Origin of the sequence: Acetobacter malorum (genome assembly GCF_002153605.1) — a bacterium.
In the GTDB taxonomy this organism is placed as follows: Bacteria; Pseudomonadota; Alphaproteobacteria; order Acetobacterales; family Acetobacteraceae; genus Acetobacter; species Acetobacter malorum_A.
In genome coordinates, this window is the sequence record NZ_JOPG01000012.1 from 1 (window position 1) to 15,288 (window position 15,288).

The window sequence follows — 15,288 nt, forward strand, 5'->3', positions numbered from 1 at the left end:
GCTGACTTCAACCCCTGTTCGCAGGCCTGCGATATGTTGAGATCAAGCGATTTGGCTTCTTCGAGTAACTGAGATGGTAACGTCACATTAGTCGGACGACGTGGTGAGTTGGTGGAATGCAGGCGAACCATAGCTTTTTACTCCATATCCTGGAGACTGGAACTTAGCACATACGCATGCGCATTTCCATGCGTATATTATCCTCCCGATATATGGCTGTTTTCCGAAAACTCAAGCAATTCCTCTTACGTCTGACATGAGGACGGAAACCGACCAAACCCTACAAACCACCGGAATGCGAGGCCGTCTTCGACATCGGCATTCTCGGCACAGCATGAACTGGCATATGAGGCTTCCCTCTCAAACTTTGTAGGGCTTCCGTCCACGCACCCTCCTGCATCGCCTGCCGCGTTACCGGGTTGGACGACACAAGGCACGACTTCAAAAGCCTGCGCTCTTGCAAAGCAGCCTGCACTTCTGGTGACGTAAAATGCTCCTGCACGTCCTGCTGGCGTGCAAGGGCCGCCTCTGCACAGGCCTTCGCAATCCGCTCTCTAGCCTCGTCTGCGGTAATTGGAGGCACGTCTATGCACACACCAAACAAGGCATTCAGCATTCGGGCGATAAGGGCTGCCAACAGACGTTCCAACATGTCCCCTAACGTGCTGTTTTCCAGCCGTCGCACTATGTTTTGGTAGGGCAAGGCAATCAGTTCCGCACGGCATTCAGACCGTTTCCAACGAGGCCGAATACGGCTTCTTAAAACCTCAAGCCTTTGCGCGTATTCAGGAGGCACGGCCACGGGCAGAGGCTTACTTGCCATCACGGCCCTGACCGTCAAACGGGGCGGAGACAAGGGAACAGGTCTGTTGGCATCCGATAATAAGGCAACCAGTTCTTTCTTCTTCAGCCCCAGAACACGATGCAAAGCCAGATGGGCTTCCCCGCTTTTGCCAATCAACCAGACGTCAGGCTTATCTCCCTCTCGAATGAGATAGCCCTCCTCAGCCACCCGCTCGATAAAGGACAATAAGACCCGTCCCTCCTCTTGCCAGCATCTACGCAAATGCGCCCGTATCGTGGGCAACACTGACTTGCCTGCCTTGCGCTTGGTGACCTGATGAGCCTTATCCGTAAAGGTTGACTGTGGATTATCGCCTTCTCCCCAGAAAGCCTGTTTAAGGGCTGTAGCCGCCCTTTGCATTTGCTGATTGGAAGACACTTCCAGCGCCCTGATCACCGCATCATTATGCTTCCCTGATGTGAGGGAGTGACCAAAGGCCAGTTCCGTAAATCGGGCTACTTTCTCGTTTCTGATACGGATAAAGCGGGAGTCCAGACTGCGCCCGTTGGCAAGGGTTTCAGCAAACACAACATGCCAATGCCGGTCATAACTGTGACCATCGGCCCGCTTTTTCTGATGCTCCACAATCATCAAGGGTGGGTCAGCCCCAAATTCACTTTGGTAGAGTGTCACCATCTTCTGGAACGTCTCAGGTGAAGTGACCTGTTCCGGGCTGAGGATCACGTGACGCAGGCCATAGCGCCGTTTAGAATGACGAGCATCTTTGACCGCCTCAGCCAGAGCAAACTCCCTGCCCTGCACAATCCTTACTTCTTCATTCTCGTCAGTCCGCATCAAGTGGCGGTATAAATGGCGGTGCGTACTTTCTGCTGTGATACGAGAGGCCTTGATAATCATGCCCGTATCTCCCGTAGCAAAGAACGGGCATGGGCCGTGGCGTCATCGACGGCCATGAGGGTGTTCCCAACATCAGCGCTTCGACCCCCGTTTAAAACATGGGCTATCTGGTTAAGATTATTGCCAATGGCCGAGAGCTGATGCGCCACGTCCTGCAAGGCAACAACGAGAGCATCATGTCGGCCTTTTGTGGCGACAACAGCCAGCATCACAGACCGCAGCCATGACGAACAGGTAACACCAGCGGCACATGCCGCACGCTTTAAAACAGCATGTTCCGCATCGGACAGGCGGAGACGGATATCATGGCACCGGCCATGGGTTTTTGGGGATTGTCTGACAGACATGGCAAGGCACTCCTTCACCACAGAAAAGGGGGTTCACGGGGGAAAGCAACGCTTCCCCCTGACCAGATTGCAAACCACCGCGACACAACGTGTCCGCTGGTTTGCACGGCTGGCTTTAAGGTAACCAACTTTTCTGCAAGTGACCGGGCCGGGAATGTGATGCCCCTCAATCCGAGGCAGGCTCTAGCGCCGGAAAAGGCCTTTTAGCTCTTGATGAGTTCTCAACAGCTCACCTTTAAAAGGTATTTTCAGAAGGCTGTTAAACGAGGAACGACAGGGAAAGGGAACCCTCAGTGAACGCTTCTTTAGCGGATATTTTCTAAGGGTGTTTGAATAACAATATGGTCCTTCTGAATCAGGTCACGAAAGACTGCATCGGTTGTTGCCCAGTCCAGCACATCGACTTTCCAAGGCAGCAGAGACGAAGAAAAAGCCTCTTCCAAACCGACACGCACCAGTAAAGGAAGCGGCTCTTCGCCAATAATCGCAAGGTCCAAATCTGAATACGGCTTGGCAGTTCCTTTTGCCCTGGAGCCAAACACCCAAACCTCTTTGTCTGGCACAAACTCTTTGAGAAGAGTTGCGACTGTGAGTTTCTCTTTCGGGGAAAGAGCCAAAGCAGATGTCATGCGGTGCGTTCTTTTAAGACCTGCAACAAGAATGCAGCCTCTTCTATGAAGTCAGGAATACCTGCCACAACCTGCCGTGCCGTTATCTCGTTATAGGTATGGCTCGTTAAATTGCGCATCTTCCGATACACACTCCATTCAGCCCACGAGCCTTTTAGAAGACCGGCTTCATTGGCAGAACGAATAAGGTCGGGAAATCCCATCCGGTCATATTCTTCTGGTGAGGCGGAGTTCTGTTCCAAAAACCGCTTCAGGGTTTTATGGCTAAGTTCATAGGTAAATTCAAAGCGCTGTATCAGGCCATCGCGTAGCTGTTCATCCGTTGGTGCGCTCTCATGCCGAACCCAGCCTTCTTTCAAGCGGTCAAGAGCCCGTTCCAATGGCGCGAGATACAACATGCTGCTCTTTACCCCCTGCTACACTTCATACAGTCACGCAGTCATACCGTATTCCCGCACTCCGCAACACCGCGAATGCGCCCCTTTGCCCGGCTTGACCTTCCCATAATGTTCAACCAAAATGCCTACCAGAAATTCAACCCCGAAGGTGACGGCAGAGCACTTTGTTCGTCTTTTCAAGAGGTTAACTGCGGGACAGTGCAGGACTATGAAGGTTCGAGTCCCGCAGTTCGCACCACAGACACCTGAAATAGCACGATTTTTCGACTGAATGAGGGGCAAAGGCTGTCTTTGCTCCATCGTCCTTCCCCATCGAGGGAAGATTCTATGCTCCGCGTCCGAGGCACCACTTACCACTTCCGCCGTATCGTTCCTCCTGCCCTGCGAGCAGTCTTAAACCGGCGGGAAATCTGGGTTTCCCTGAAAACCGGCTACCAGAATGAGGCCCGCAAGCGCGCTTCTTTGCTTCATGCCAGAACCACTGAACTGTTCATGCAAGCCCATTCTGTGCTGGCTGAACCGGACGCTTTAAGCAGGCTTGAGGGTCTGCGGGTTGCACTACGGGATTTGCAGAGCGTGAACCTGCCTTCATCTGCTCATGAAACGGAGGCCGTGCCGGTGTCAGCACCGATACCAAAACCCCGGACAGTGAAGAAAGCACCCAAACCCGCCAAGGCTACTCCCCTTATGCTTTCGGGTGCCTTAAAACGCTTCGTGCTGGATAATCCTCATGCCAGTGCCGACACCAAGAAAGCCACCCAGCGGGCCATAGACCTTTTTCTGCAAGCGTTTGGCGATGCCCCTGTGTCCATCATAGGGGGCGAGAAGGCCGGAGCCTTCCGTGACCTGCTATTTTCCCTTCCCGCATCGCTGGGCAAACGTAAGAGCAGCCTTACCCTTGCAGAAGAGGCGCAGAAGGCCAGAGAGGAAGGTCTGCCAACCCTGAGCGGGAAAAGCGTCAAAAACCATATGATGCGCCTCTCTGCCCTGTGGAATCAGCTACACCAACGGGAGCTTGTCACACGCAATCCCTGGACAGGCTGGAATTTTGAAAACGGGCAAAAGACCATACGCAGAAGCTGGACGACAAAGGAACTTGTTTTGCTGGCCTCTGCGTCATGGCATAGCACGTCCGTGCCAGAACAGACCTTCAGGCTGGTCACCCTTATTGCAGCTTACTCAGGCATGAGGCTGGGGGAAATCTGTACCCTGCGAAAAGAAGACCTCCAGACCGTTGACGGTATCTCTTGCTTCCTCATTCGCCCACACCCCGAAACCGGCTGGGCACCCAAGACTGACGCAGGCAATCGTGTGGTGCCTGTCCATTCAAAACTCATTGAAGCGGGAGTTCTGGCTCTTAAAGATACCACTGACGGGGCTAACCTCGTTCCCGGTCTGGAAACCTCGAAACAGGGTGTCAGAGGCGCAGCATTGGGACGGGCTTTCTCATTGCTTAAAAACCGCATCGGTCTGCCTGCTGAAATCACATTTCACTCGTTCCGGCATACCGTTTCCACACAACTCAGAAACGCGAATGCTACTATCCGGGAGGTATGGATTGACCGCCTACTCGGTCATGAAGCGACCCACAAAAGTCAGGGCACCACGACCTATCTGACCAGCATCTCAACAGCCAATTTGCTGCAAACCATAGAGGCAATAAGTTACCCGGAAACAGCCTTCAAAAAGGGAACGATTTAAAAGGGAGCCAGCAGTGTCAAATGGCTACCCAAAGTAGCATTCGACAGCTGGCAAGGGGGAGAAATCTCCCCCGTTGACCCCCTTATTATTTTTCTAATTTCCTACTAAATTAAGGAATAAGCGGAGTATCTTTTGCCAACCCAGAAAAGGATAGAGACCTCCGATATCTTTACGGTGTTGTTCCGCATGTAGAACTGTTAATTTTGATCTCGCGCAACTTGGTATTGGGGTCGCTATATAAATCCAATGAAACACCTGCGCCTAGCTGAAAAATAGTTGTGCCATGCATGATTTTACAGAAAATATCTCTAAAACGATCAGCTTGAGACTGATCTTTGAATTTCTCAATAGTTGTTTTTTCTTTTAAAATAATTTTATAAACGATAGTATTACCAACAACGTCTGCTCCGACGATCTTCCCCATGAAGCCAAGTTCGGGCATGTGCTGTTTTTCCAAATTTAGATTAGCCACAAGATAGTCGTGTATATTTTTCTCGGTATTTGTAAGATTTTTTCCTGTTTCACAGGATTTTTGAGAAACATCATAAGTCATTATGACATCTCTTGATCCTTCCATCCGATAGTTAGACCTTACAATAAGGCCAGTTTTCAAAAGCGATAACGTGTCAGGATTTGAACAGAATCTTTGCACTGCGATTTGCCTCAGCGCGCTACTCATTTGCGCTCCTCCTCCTAACCCGGATAAACCGTTTTTTGTCATTTCGGCGTTTATGATCAGATACTCCCCGGAGCTTTCATACTCAGTAATCATTAAACCAGGCTGAACATGTAGCGGGAGCTGGCCGCTTGCATTCGCAGCCGTTGCGGCGGCATGTGCAATCGCTGCAACCTGCTGGGGTGTGTTAGCTAAAGAAGTCGTAGGATAAAAAAAGGTAAATGCTAAAAAAACTCTTTTTACAATATTGTTCATTCCGTAAACTGCCTATCTTTCTTTTTCTGATTCAGCAAGATTGCTTTTTGATTTCATTTAAACTGGAATTTCAATATCACACCACTACAAACCAGAAAAATTATTTCCATTCTTGACTGCCCCACGGGTTTGCCCGCAGAGTGAACCCGCAGTCACCATGTGAAGGATGATTTCGTCTGAAATTATCGTTCTGTTTCAATAGCTTATCTGATTGGTTGTGACCAAGAAGAGCGGGTTCGAGTCCCGCAGTTCGCACCACTAACCACTGGAAATATAGCAGTGCAATGAGAATGTGACGGGTCTGTGGGGTTTTGCCGTTTGTCTTCCCAGAACGACCACTCGTCATACTTCGCCTCACAGGTCACGCTCCTACTTCCACCACCCTGCCTTCTATGCCTCCCTCGCCTCCCCTGCTCTCATCCTGTAACAAGGCTCTTTCGCATCCGGGGTGGAGCAATAGGGGCAGGCGCATATGAAGCTTGATTTCACAACTCTCAACAGCATGCGCCAGCATAACCCAGCCTGGCGTCTGTTATGCTCGGACCATGCTCCCCTTATTCTCAGCTTTCTGCATCAGGCCTTCGTCCGCCCCAACGTCCGCAGTCTGGAAGCCGAGAGCATGGCGGAAGCGCTGGAAGACACGCTCTATGCGTTGCGCCAGCAACTGGATGAAAACGCCTTCCCCAGAACCGCACGCGAGTATCTGGAAGACTGGGCCTCTCCGGACAAAGGCTGGCTGAGAAAATTCTATCAACTCGGCACAGACAACGCCGTCTTCGACATGACCCCGGCTACCGAAAAAGCACTTTCATGGCTGGAACAACTGGCAGAACGCAGCTTTGTGGGCACAGAATCTCGCCTGCGAACCCTGTTTGATCTGCTGCGCCAGATGAATGAAGGCACCCAGAGCGACCCGGACCAGCGCCTTGCAGACCTGCATCAGCGCCGGGATGAGATTGATGCCGAAATTGCCCGCATCCAGAGCGGGGATCTCAGCCTGATGGATGATACCGGCATTAAGGAACGCTTCTCCCAGTTCACGCGCATGGCGCGCGATCTTCTGGCCGACTTCCGTGAAGTAGAACACAATTTTCGCCGTCTGGACCGCGCCGTGCGGGAACGCGTTGCGCTATGGGATGGTACAAAGGGCGCTTTGCTGGATGAAATTCTAGCCCAGCATGATCTGATCAATGAATCCGATCAGGGCCGCAGTTTTCAGGCCTTCTGGAACTTCCTCATGTCCAGCCGCAGGCAAGAAGAACTTTCGCAACAACTGGAACATATTCTCTCCCTGCCCGTCATTGCGGCGCAGAACCCGGACCCACGCCTGCGCCGCATTCATTATGACTGGCTAGAAGCAGGCGACCACACTCAGCGCACCGTCGCACAGCTCTCCCACCGCCTGCGTCAGTTTCTGGATGACCAGAGCCGCCAGGAAACCCGGCGTATTATGGAAATCCTGCATAATATCGAGGCTCATGCTATCGCCGCACGCCCCTATCTGTCCGAATGTCCGCCTGATGAGGCGCTAACGGAACTGGACGCCATGGCGGCCTCACCAGACCTTATTATGGAACGGCCTCTTTATTCGCCCCCGCTCCCCACGGTCCTGACGATTGATCCTCTGCCGGAAGACACTGCGGACGATGTGGACCCCATCGCCCTCTATGAACAGGTTGTGGTGGACCGGATACGGCTGACCGAAAACATTCAGCAGGCTCTGGCGGAAGCTCCTCAAATCAGCCTTGCCGCGCTGCTACGTCGCCACCCGCTGGAACAGGGGCTATCTGAACTCGTAGCCTACCTTCAGCTCAGCAGTGAGCGCTTTGAGAGCCTCATTGATGAAAAGACGAACGATCATGTAAGCTGGGACATCATGACAGAGGATGGGTCCATCATAACGCGCCACGCCACCCTGCAACGCGTAATTTTTGTGAGGTCGGCATGAGCCAGACGGTCAATACCCCTGAGGATACACAGGCTTTGGCCCACGCCCCGGCGTCTCTCTCCACGCTTGCCATCACCCTTTTAAAAGGGGTGATCTACCGGGAAGAAGATGAAGGCCTGTGGGGGCACCTGCTCCACCTGCAAAATCAGGTCCGGGATTATGTCGCTGTGCTGGGGTTGGTCCTGATTATTGACCCAGCCGAGGGCTATGCCTATCTGCGCAGCACCCCGGAGCCGGAAGAGGATGAAGGCGCATCACGCATGCTGCGCCTGATTGCGCGGCGTCCGCTCTCCTTCCATGTCAGCCTGCTTCTGGCCCTGCTCCGCCAGCAACTGGTTCGATTTGATGCCATGGGCGGCGAGACCCGCCTTATTCTCAGCCGCGATGACATTGCCTCCATGCTCCAGACCTTCCTGCCGGAAAGCAGCAATGAGGTCAGGCAACTTGCACAAATTGAAACCTATATCCGCCGCGTGACGGAACTCGGATTTCTGCGCCCCCTCCCTCCCACCAGTGCGGATGCCCCTAACGCACCGCCACGCTACGAGGTGCGGCGTATCCTCAAGGCCTATATTGATGCGGAATGGCTGGCCACGCTGGACGAGCGGCTGGAAGCCTATCTGGCGCATGCCCGCAGCCTTGAGCAGACGGACCTGCCCCTTGCAGGCACACCCGCCACGCCGGAACAGAATACCGCAACTGAGGCCCAGCTTTTTCCCGACCACGTCGATACAGGACTGACCGACCGTGACTGACACCCAGCAAGCCCCGCTCGATTTTGCCGTGGATGATCGTCTGGCCGGGTTCCGTCTGCATCGTCTGGAAGTGCTGAACTGGGGCACGTTTGACAAGCGGATCTGGCGTTTTGACCTTAATGGCCGGAACGCGCTGCTCACTGGTAATATTGGCTCTGGTAAATCCACACTGGTGGATGCCATCACTACGTTGCTCGTTCCTGCACAGCGTATTGTCTATAATAAGGCTGCCGGCGCTGATACGCGTGAGCGTTCTCTGCGCTCCTACGTGACCGGGCATTATAAATCCGAACGCAACGACGCAACGGGCTCCACCAAATCCGTCAGCCTGCGGGATACGCAGAGCTACACGGTTATTCTTGGTGTTTTTAAAAACGAAGGCTATCTGCAAACCGTCACCCTGGCGCAGGTTTTCTGGATTAAAAAACAGCAGGTTCAACCGGCACGTTTCTTTGTGTGCGCGGAAAAAGAACTCTCCATTCAGGAGCATTTTACCGGGTTCGGCACGGATATCCTGCAACTGCGTAAAAACCTGCGCGCACAGGGGGCTGAAGTAGAAGACAGCTTTAACCGTTATGCGGCATGGTTCCGTCGCCGGTTCGGGATTGAAAACGAACAGGCTTTAGACCTGTTCCTGCAAACTGTTTCCATGAAGTCTGTTGATAATATCACAGATTTTGTTCGGGAAAATATGCTGGCGCGGTTTGATGCTTCGGAGCGTATCCATGCCCTGATTTCTCATTTTGAAGATCTGGATGACTCGCATCAGGCCGTTTTGAAAGCCCAAAAACAGATCAGCCTGCTCACCCCTTTAACAGAGGACCTCACCGCGCACGCGGAAAGTAAAACCCGGCATGATACCCTCAAAGCCTGCCGTCAGGCCTTGCCGGGGTATTTTGCCAGCCAGAAAGCCACACTGCTTGAACAGCAGATTGCCAAAGAGCAGGACATTGCCGCCACCAATCAGCAACAACTGACTGAGCAGGAGGGCGTCCGCACAACCTGCAAAGTGCAACTGGACGAAATCAAGCAGGCTATTTATGCCAACGGAGGTGACAGGCTGGAGCAACTGGCCGTCGCCATCCAGCAAGCCGAAAAGACGTGTGAAGACCGGCGTAAAAATGCCGCACATTATGCAACGCTTATTGAAAAACTGAACGAAAAACCTTCCAGTTCTGTCGAAAGCTTTCTGGAACTTACGCAACACCTCAAAAAGCAGAAAGGCGAGTGGAAAAAGCAGGATACCTGGCTGGCGAAGGACCTGACCGAGCAGAGCATTCTGTTCCATGAAGAAAAGAACCAGCACGCCGAAATTGTCACGGAACTAGACAGTCTACGCAAACGCCAGAGCAATATTGATGAACGGCAGATCCGCATGCGCGCCATGCTGTGTGAGGCACTGGATGTGTCTGCCGAGGATCTGCCGTTTGCCGGGGAACTCATCCGCGTGCGGGATGATGCGCGGGAGTGGGAAGGTGCCGCAGAGCGCCTGCTACATGGTTTTGCGTTATCCCTGCTCGTGCCGGACCATCTCTATGCACAGGTGGTGGACTGGGTGGACCACACACATCTGAAAGGCCGTTTGGTATACTACCATATTCAGCAACATCGCTCAGGTTCTCATGCCACCCGCCACCCCAACACACTGGCCCATAAGCTGGAAGTCCACCCGGACTCTCCCATGCGGCTCTGGGTGGAGAACGAACTGGCGCACCGCTTCAGCTTCACCTGTTGCGAAACACAGGATGATTTCCGCCGCTCCAGCAAGGGCGTCACCCGGTCAGGTCAGGTCAAGGAACCCGGCGGCCGGCATGAAAAGGATGACCGCCACAGGATTGACGACCGGAGCCGCTATGTTCTGGGCTGGAACAACGCCATCAAGATTGCAGCTCTTGAAGACAGGCAGCGAGAGCAGGAGGCGCTGATCCAGAAACATGCGGGGGAAATTGCGCAAGCCGAAAATACGCGCAAAATGCTGCAGGAACGCTTTGAAACGCTGACCCGGCTGGAACGCTACCCGGATTATACCCAGCTGGACTGGCAGAGTGCCGCGCAAACAGCCGCGCAACTGACAGCCGAGCGGGAAGCACTGACCGCGACATCCGACGTTCTGCGTGAACTCAAGCAACAGCAAGAGCATGCGGAACAGACGCTACGGCAGGCTGAAGCAGAGTATATGATCCTGTTTAAAAAGCAGGCTCTTCTGGATCAGTCTGTAGAAATTCTTCAGGGCCGCCTGCAACATTGTCAAACGGTTCTGAGCGAGTATACGCTCACCCCAGAGCATGAGCAGGAACTCACCCGGCTTCAAACACAGTTAAACGGCGCAGACCTTGCCAGCCTTGACGCCTGCGAGGTTGCTGAAACGCAACTGCGAGACCAGCTGGACACACAGATTGACCAGCAACAGCGCACACTGGACTGCCTGCGCGACAGTATTCTGAAAGACATGCGGGAATTCCGGACAACGTATCCGATCGAAGCACAGGATATGGACGACCATCTGGAAGCCGGTCCCGACTATTGCGCGTTGCTGGCACAACTCAAGAAAGATGATCTCCCCCGCTTTATAAGCCGATTTAAAAATCTTCTGACTGTTAATACGATTAACGAAATTGCCAATTTCAATGCGCACCTAGCGCAGGAGAGGGAGATTATCAAGGAACGGATTGCCGTCATCAATACGTCCCTGACCCAGATTGACTATAACCCGGACCGCTATATCCGGCTGGAAGCCCACCAGACGCTGGACCCGGAAATCCGGGACTTTCAGGCGTCCCTACGGGCCTGCACCGAAAATTCTGTATCCGGGGATGATACCGAACAGTATTCCGAGCAGCGCTTTTATCTGGTTAAGACCATGATCGAACGCTTCCGCGGGCGTGGAGGCCTCGCGGAACAGGACCGTCGCTGGACGGCAAAAGTCACTGATGTGCGCAACTGGTTCTCTTTTGCCGCCAGTGAACGCTGGCGTGCGGATGAGACCGAGTTTGACCATTACACAGATTCCGGCGGCAAGTCCGGCGGCCAGAAGGAAAAGCTGGCCTATACGATTCTGGCTGCCAGTCTGGCCTATCAGTTCGGGCTGGAATGGGGTGAAGTGCGCTCACGCTCTTTCCGATTTGTGGTGATTGATGAAGCCTTTGGCCGTGGCTCTGATGACTCCACCCAGTATGGGCTGCGGTTATTCCAGCAACTCAATATGCAGCTTCTTATTATTACCCCTTTGCAAAAAATCCATATTATTGAACCTTTTGTTTCAAATGTTGGCTTTGTGGACAATAAGGATGGCAATTACTCACGCCTGCGCGTTCTGAGTATCGAAGAGCATTTTGCCAACAAGGCATCCCTCCATGATGCAGCACCAGCCCTGCTCAGGCATGAAGAGCAGTCTCTGTGAACTGGACTACGCCGGCAGACCTCAAAAAACAGCTTGAGCGTTTATGGAAAAAGGGCACGCATTCCCAATACCCTTATCAGCAAAACCTGTTTGTTTCCGCTCACGCTCACCCTGCGCACAGAGACTGTGGCGAAACACAAGAAAACCAAGCAGGATTGTCGGTTGGAATGTCTGGAGAAACGGAGAAGCGTGCCGGGAATATAAGCGCGGATTATTTCGGCTAGGTGAGCATGGACAAGATCGTCTTCCGGGTGAGCGACACGATACGATCCGCCGGGATACGCGCCAGTTCCGGGAGCGTTCTGCCTTGACGGAGCAACTCCCCCGTCATCAACCATCCTGCCAGATAGGCTTCTCGTTCACGCCCCGTCGCGCCCTGTCCCATTGTAAATCGGAACAAGGTCGGGCCATCACTTGCGTCGAGCTGCGACGCAATAGCTGTAAGAATTTCTTTGCGCAGAGGCAGAGCTGCATCGAACCAGGGACGCTGTCCGACATATTCGAAGTCAGCCAACCCCGGCTTTAATGCTTGCACTGCGCGCATCGCCAAGCCTTCTTCGAACACAACCCGACCGAGCGGTCGTTCGTAACTGGATGGCAACTTTGCCAACGTCATATGTACCGCATGAGTCATTTCATGCGGCATCACCATAGCGCGTCGATCCGGCGCCATTTCGATCGGTAAGCAGACAAGCGGCCCATCCGCTGTTCCGACCGTGAAGGCATTCTCCTCGAAGCCACCGACATAGGCTATGATATCAAACTTCAACGGTCGAGGTGCGCGTAGCACATCGGCGATGCGGATTGCGGTATCAAGGGGTGCTGGCATCATCCCCGCTGCACCTGCCCTTATCGTAGGCAATGCAGAGGCATAGCGAGGCCACGCCTCATCCAGCAGCTTTCGGGCGACTGCCTCGCCTTGCGGGCCGGGCGGCACTGCGGCAAAACCGTAGCGATCTTGCCATACAGCATAGCGCGCATCTGGCGTCAGGCTTTTCGCTGCTTCGTAGAAATCGAGAAAACGGCGGCTATAGTCGCGGATGGATAGCGTAACGCCATCGCCTGTGACCGTAGCAGGCATGATGGTCAGTTTCTCAGCCAAAGCCGGCGTCGCGGCCAGGCCCGCGATGCCAGCCAGCATGGTGCGACGTTTCAGAAGATAATTCATGGTAATCTTTCTAATCCAGGTAGCGGGAATAGTCACCAGAACCACCATTTGTGTAGTCGTGGTTCGGCTAATTTCTGAGCAAGATCACGCCAATGATCGGGGCAGCCTCGATAGGCACCGGGAATGTCTTCTCGGCTGCAAATTCGCCCTTACGGGATCAGAATTCCTGACCACATCTTTGTAAGTTTGCACCTCTTCTGCATAGCCACCCCGCACTCCCCGCAATTGCTCCATGGCTCCAATTTTGATAATGATAATCCTTCTCAAAAAGGGATGGGAATCATGTCAGGGTCGGGCCTATGGCAACAGTTGTTTTCGAGACAGCATAAAAACAAAAAGCCAGTGCAGGCCCCTTTGCCGGAGCAGATAGACGCCATTCGTCAACGCGCAGAACGGGGCCATCATCTTGATCAGGTTTTATGGGGAAAAGTGCTGCTGAATAGCGCCTATGTCCCGCCTGATCACGCCCAGGCTCTTGTCTGGTTCACCATGGCAGCCAATGCCGGATATGGCCCCGCGCACAATATGCTGGGTCGGTGCCACCATTTTGGCTGGGGATGCAAGAAGGACCTGCAACAGGCCGCACAGCATTATGAGACTGCCGCCAGCCTTGGCGATGAATGGGGCCGTTATAATCTGGGCATTCTGACCATGCGTGGTCTTGGCATTCCGCGTGACATGAAGAAAGCGCTCGGGCTTTTCACAACGGCAGCCCACAACGGGCATGCAAAGTCCATGAATCTCCTCGCACGCTTTTTGGAAGAAGGCTGGGAAACCCCTCAGGATAAAGAGGCCGCTTTAGTCTGGTATCGCAAATCTGCTGAAGGCGGCGATTATCGCGGCTGCCATAACTATGCCACTGCTCTGGCTGATGCCGGTCGGGTGGAGGACGCCCTGCACTGGTGGCGGCAGGCACTCCCGGATGCCACGTCAGATATTCTTCTGGCCATGGACCGCGCTTTAACCAGTCTGGGCAAGGCGGCAGACCCGACGCTCCACGCGGCCCTGCAGGAACGCCTGAAGGCCCTGCCCCCACAGGCCCAGTCTGCCTCTGGAATAGCCTGACAGATCTGCTCCACGCAGGGACTCTGCGTGCCCTGGGAAGATCGCTCACATCTCCGTGATTTGAAAAACATCATTTTTTCAGAAGTATCTGATAAGAAATACCTCTTGTTGATAGTGAGACTTAATTCCTATATTCTATTGATATAGAAGCGTTTTTTATTTGCCTTCTATAAAAGGTTGCGTTACATGCTGGCCCTAAGTTCTAAACCTGAACAGAAGGTCCGCATCATGGTTAAAGACGCAAAAGTTATCGAACATCTGAACACCCAGCTCACCAACGAGCTGACGGCTATCAACCAGTATTTCCTGCATGCCCGCACCCTGCGCCACTGGGGCGTGACCCTGCTGGGCAAGAAGGAATACGAAGAATCCATCGAAGAAATGCGCCACGCCGACTGGCTGATTGAACGCATCCTCTTCCTGGGTGGCCTGCCGAACGTCCAGCGCCTGAACACCATCCTGATTGGTCAGGACGTGAAGGAAATTCTGGAATGCGACCTGAAGCTGGAAGAAAAAGCGATTGGCGACCTGCGTGAAGGCATTGCCTATTGCGAAAGCGTGCGGGACTACGTCTCTCGTGACCTGCTGCTGAAAATCCTGACGAACGAAGAAGAACACGAAGACTTCCTCGATCGCCAGTTCGACCTGATCAAGCAGGTTGGCATTGAACGCTACATCCACCTGAACTCTGCTGCTGCACCTGATCAGGACTAATCCTGTTCTGCATTACCCCCGGCTTTTCTGGCTGGGGGTAATTGGCACCTCTTAGCGTGCCGCAAATGTCTGGGCATACAGCTCGGGCTTAAACCCCACCGCAACAGAGCCAGCCTCTAGAACGGGCCGTTTGATCATCGAAGGCTGAGCCAGCATCAGCGCCAGAGCTTTGGTGGCATCCAGATTGGTTTTCTGGTCTTCCGGCAACTTGCGGAAGGTTGTTCCCGCACGGTTGAGCAGCGTTTCCCACCCGACGATATCCATCCATTTTTTCAAGCGCCCGGCATCAATCCCCTGACTTTTATAGTCATGGAACTGATAGGCCACACCGTGCTCGTCCAGCCACTTCCGGGCCTTACGCATGGTGTCACAACTCTTGATCCCGTAAATTACGACTGGTGTTGTCATCTCCCGTCCTTTCGTCTTTGCCTCATAGAGGCGTTTTATCAAACTGCTGTGCCATAAAGCACTGTAACGCGCCATGAGCCTGCCCTCTCTGCCCGAACAGATTGACAGACTTGTCAAAATTA

The 15,288-nt window shown here is 53.4% G+C and carries 15 protein-coding genes; 7 read left to right on the forward strand and 8 right to left on the reverse strand.

Going from position 1 to position 15,288, the window contains the following annotated elements:
* From HK23_RS06170 to HK23_RS06190, 5 genes are all read right to left on the reverse strand, one after another.
* Positions 1-131 (reverse strand): type II toxin-antitoxin system CcdA family antitoxin (locus tag HK23_RS06170; RefSeq protein ID WP_256940093.1); only part of this gene is annotated, 131 nt, incomplete at its 3' end.
* 149 nt (positions 132-280) lie between these two features.
* Positions 281-1,702: a hypothetical protein gene (locus HK23_RS06175; protein WP_143217495.1), complete on the reverse strand. Its 1,422-nt coding sequence runs from the start codon at positions 1,700-1,702 to the stop codon at positions 281-283.
* On the reverse strand, positions 1,699-2,049 hold the full coding sequence (locus HK23_RS14250; protein WP_143217496.1) for a plasmid mobilization protein: 351 nt from the start codon (positions 2,047-2,049) through the stop codon (positions 1,699-1,701). Before HK23_RS14250 ends, HK23_RS06175 begins: the two co-directional genes overlap by 4 nt.
* Before the next feature lie 305 nt (positions 2,050-2,354).
* Positions 2,355-2,678, reverse strand: coding sequence for a nucleotidyltransferase family protein (locus HK23_RS06185; protein WP_086653288.1), 324 nt, complete (start codon positions 2,676-2,678; stop codon positions 2,355-2,357).
* Complete coding sequence (locus HK23_RS06190; protein ID WP_086653289.1) at positions 2,675-3,076, reverse strand: nucleotidyltransferase substrate binding protein; 402 nt, start codon at positions 3,074-3,076, stop codon at positions 2,675-2,677. The genes HK23_RS06185 and HK23_RS06190 overlap by 4 nt, the downstream gene beginning before the upstream one ends.
* A gap of 327 nt (positions 3,077-3,403) precedes the next feature.
* On the opposite strand from HK23_RS06190, the gene HK23_RS06195 reads away from it, so the two are divergent.
* Positions 3,404-4,777, forward strand: a complete 1,374-nt coding sequence (locus tag HK23_RS06195; protein ID WP_086653290.1) for a DUF6538 domain-containing protein — start codon at positions 3,404-3,406, stop codon at positions 4,775-4,777.
* 169 nt (positions 4,778-4,946) lie between these two features.
* Here the strand turns inward: HK23_RS06195 and HK23_RS14255 are convergent, their stop codons facing one another.
* The gene (locus tag HK23_RS14255; RefSeq protein WP_143217497.1) at positions 4,947-5,708 is read right to left on the reverse strand and encodes a hypothetical protein; all 762 of its coding nucleotides are present in this window, start codon (positions 5,706-5,708) and stop codon (positions 4,947-4,949) included.
* Between the two features lie 472 nt (positions 5,709-6,180).
* Here HK23_RS14255 and HK23_RS06205 point away from each other — a divergent pair, with 472 nt between their 5' ends.
* The 4 genes from HK23_RS06205 to HK23_RS14260 are packed head-to-tail and all read left to right on the forward strand — an operon-like array spanning position 6,181 to position 12,035.
* On the forward strand, positions 6,181-7,656 hold the full coding sequence (locus HK23_RS06205; RefSeq protein WP_086653292.1) for a DUF3375 domain-containing protein: 1,476 nt from the start codon (positions 6,181-6,183) through the stop codon (positions 7,654-7,656).
* Positions 7,653-8,411 (forward strand): DUF4194 domain-containing protein, encoded by a 759-nt coding sequence (locus HK23_RS06210; protein ID WP_086653293.1) that lies wholly within the window; start codon positions 7,653-7,655, stop codon positions 8,409-8,411. The genes HK23_RS06205 and HK23_RS06210 overlap by 4 nt, the downstream gene beginning before the upstream one ends.
* Positions 8,404-11,811, forward strand: a complete 3,408-nt coding sequence (locus HK23_RS06215) for an ATP-binding protein (protein ID WP_086653294.1) — start codon at positions 8,404-8,406, stop codon at positions 11,809-11,811. The genes HK23_RS06210 and HK23_RS06215 overlap by 8 nt, the downstream gene beginning before the upstream one ends.
* Positions 11,808-12,035 carry a hypothetical protein gene (locus HK23_RS14260; RefSeq protein ID WP_143217498.1) on the forward strand — a complete coding sequence of 76 codons (228 nt, stop codon included), beginning with the start codon at positions 11,808-11,810 and terminating at the stop codon, positions 12,033-12,035. The genes HK23_RS06215 and HK23_RS14260 overlap by 4 nt, the downstream gene beginning before the upstream one ends.
* Here HK23_RS14260 and HK23_RS06220 read toward each other — a convergent pair.
* Complete coding sequence (locus HK23_RS06220; RefSeq protein WP_143217499.1) at positions 12,032-12,979, reverse strand: hypothetical protein; 948 nt, start codon at positions 12,977-12,979, stop codon at positions 12,032-12,034. The two genes, HK23_RS14260 and HK23_RS06220, sit on opposite strands and share 4 nt — an antisense overlap.
* A 282-nt stretch (positions 12,980-13,261) precedes the next feature.
* On the opposite strand from HK23_RS06220, the gene HK23_RS06225 reads away from it, so the two are divergent.
* Positions 13,262-14,044 (forward strand): tetratricopeptide repeat protein, encoded by a 783-nt coding sequence (locus HK23_RS06225; protein ID WP_086653296.1) that lies wholly within the window; start codon positions 13,262-13,264, stop codon positions 14,042-14,044.
* A gap of 228 nt (positions 14,045-14,272) precedes the next feature.
* Positions 14,273-14,758 carry a bacterioferritin gene (gene bfr, locus HK23_RS06230; RefSeq protein ID WP_179193820.1) on the forward strand — a complete coding sequence of 162 codons (486 nt, stop codon included), beginning with the start codon at positions 14,273-14,275 and terminating at the stop codon, positions 14,756-14,758.
* 51 nt (positions 14,759-14,809) lie between these two features.
* Here the strand turns inward: bfr and HK23_RS06235 are convergent, their stop codons facing one another.
* A complete protein-coding gene (locus HK23_RS06235; RefSeq protein ID WP_086653297.1) occupies positions 14,810-15,166 on the reverse strand; it encodes an ArsC family reductase in 357 nt (118 codons plus the stop codon).
* Positions 15,167-15,288 lie beyond the last annotated feature (122 nt).

Coding starts and splice junctions, on each gene's coding strand:
- HK23_RS06185 (WP_086653288.1), bottom strand. CDS start 2,678: ATGACATCTGCTTTGGCTCTTTCCCCGAAAGAGAAACTCACAGTCGCA.
- HK23_RS06210 (WP_086653293.1), top strand. CDS start 7,653: ATGAGCCAGACGGTCAATACCCCTGAGGATACACAGGCTTTGGCCCAC.
- HK23_RS06225 (WP_086653296.1), top strand. CDS start 13,262: ATGTCAGGGTCGGGCCTATGGCAACAGTTGTTTTCGAGACAGCATAAA.
- HK23_RS06220 (WP_143217499.1), bottom strand. CDS start 12,979: ATGAATTATCTTCTGAAACGTCGCACCATGCTGGCTGGCATCGCGGGC.
- HK23_RS06235 (WP_086653297.1), bottom strand. CDS start 15,166: ATGACAACACCAGTCGTAATTTACGGGATCAAGAGTTGTGACACCATG.
- HK23_RS06195 (WP_086653290.1), top strand. CDS start 3,404: ATGCTCCGCGTCCGAGGCACCACTTACCACTTCCGCCGTATCGTTCCT.
- HK23_RS06175 (WP_143217495.1), bottom strand. CDS start 1,702: ATGATTATCAAGGCCTCTCGTATCACAGCAGAAAGTACGCACCGCCAT.
- bfr (WP_179193820.1), top strand. CDS start 14,273: ATGGTTAAAGACGCAAAAGTTATCGAACATCTGAACACCCAGCTCACC.
- HK23_RS06190 (WP_086653289.1), bottom strand. CDS start 3,076: ATGTTGTATCTCGCGCCATTGGAACGGGCTCTTGACCGCTTGAAAGAA.
- HK23_RS14250 (WP_143217496.1), bottom strand. CDS start 2,049: ATGTCTGTCAGACAATCCCCAAAAACCCATGGCCGGTGCCATGATATC.
- HK23_RS14255 (WP_143217497.1), bottom strand. CDS start 5,708: ATGAACAATATTGTAAAAAGAGTTTTTTTAGCATTTACCTTTTTTTAT.
- HK23_RS06205 (WP_086653292.1), top strand. CDS start 6,181: ATGAAGCTTGATTTCACAACTCTCAACAGCATGCGCCAGCATAACCCA.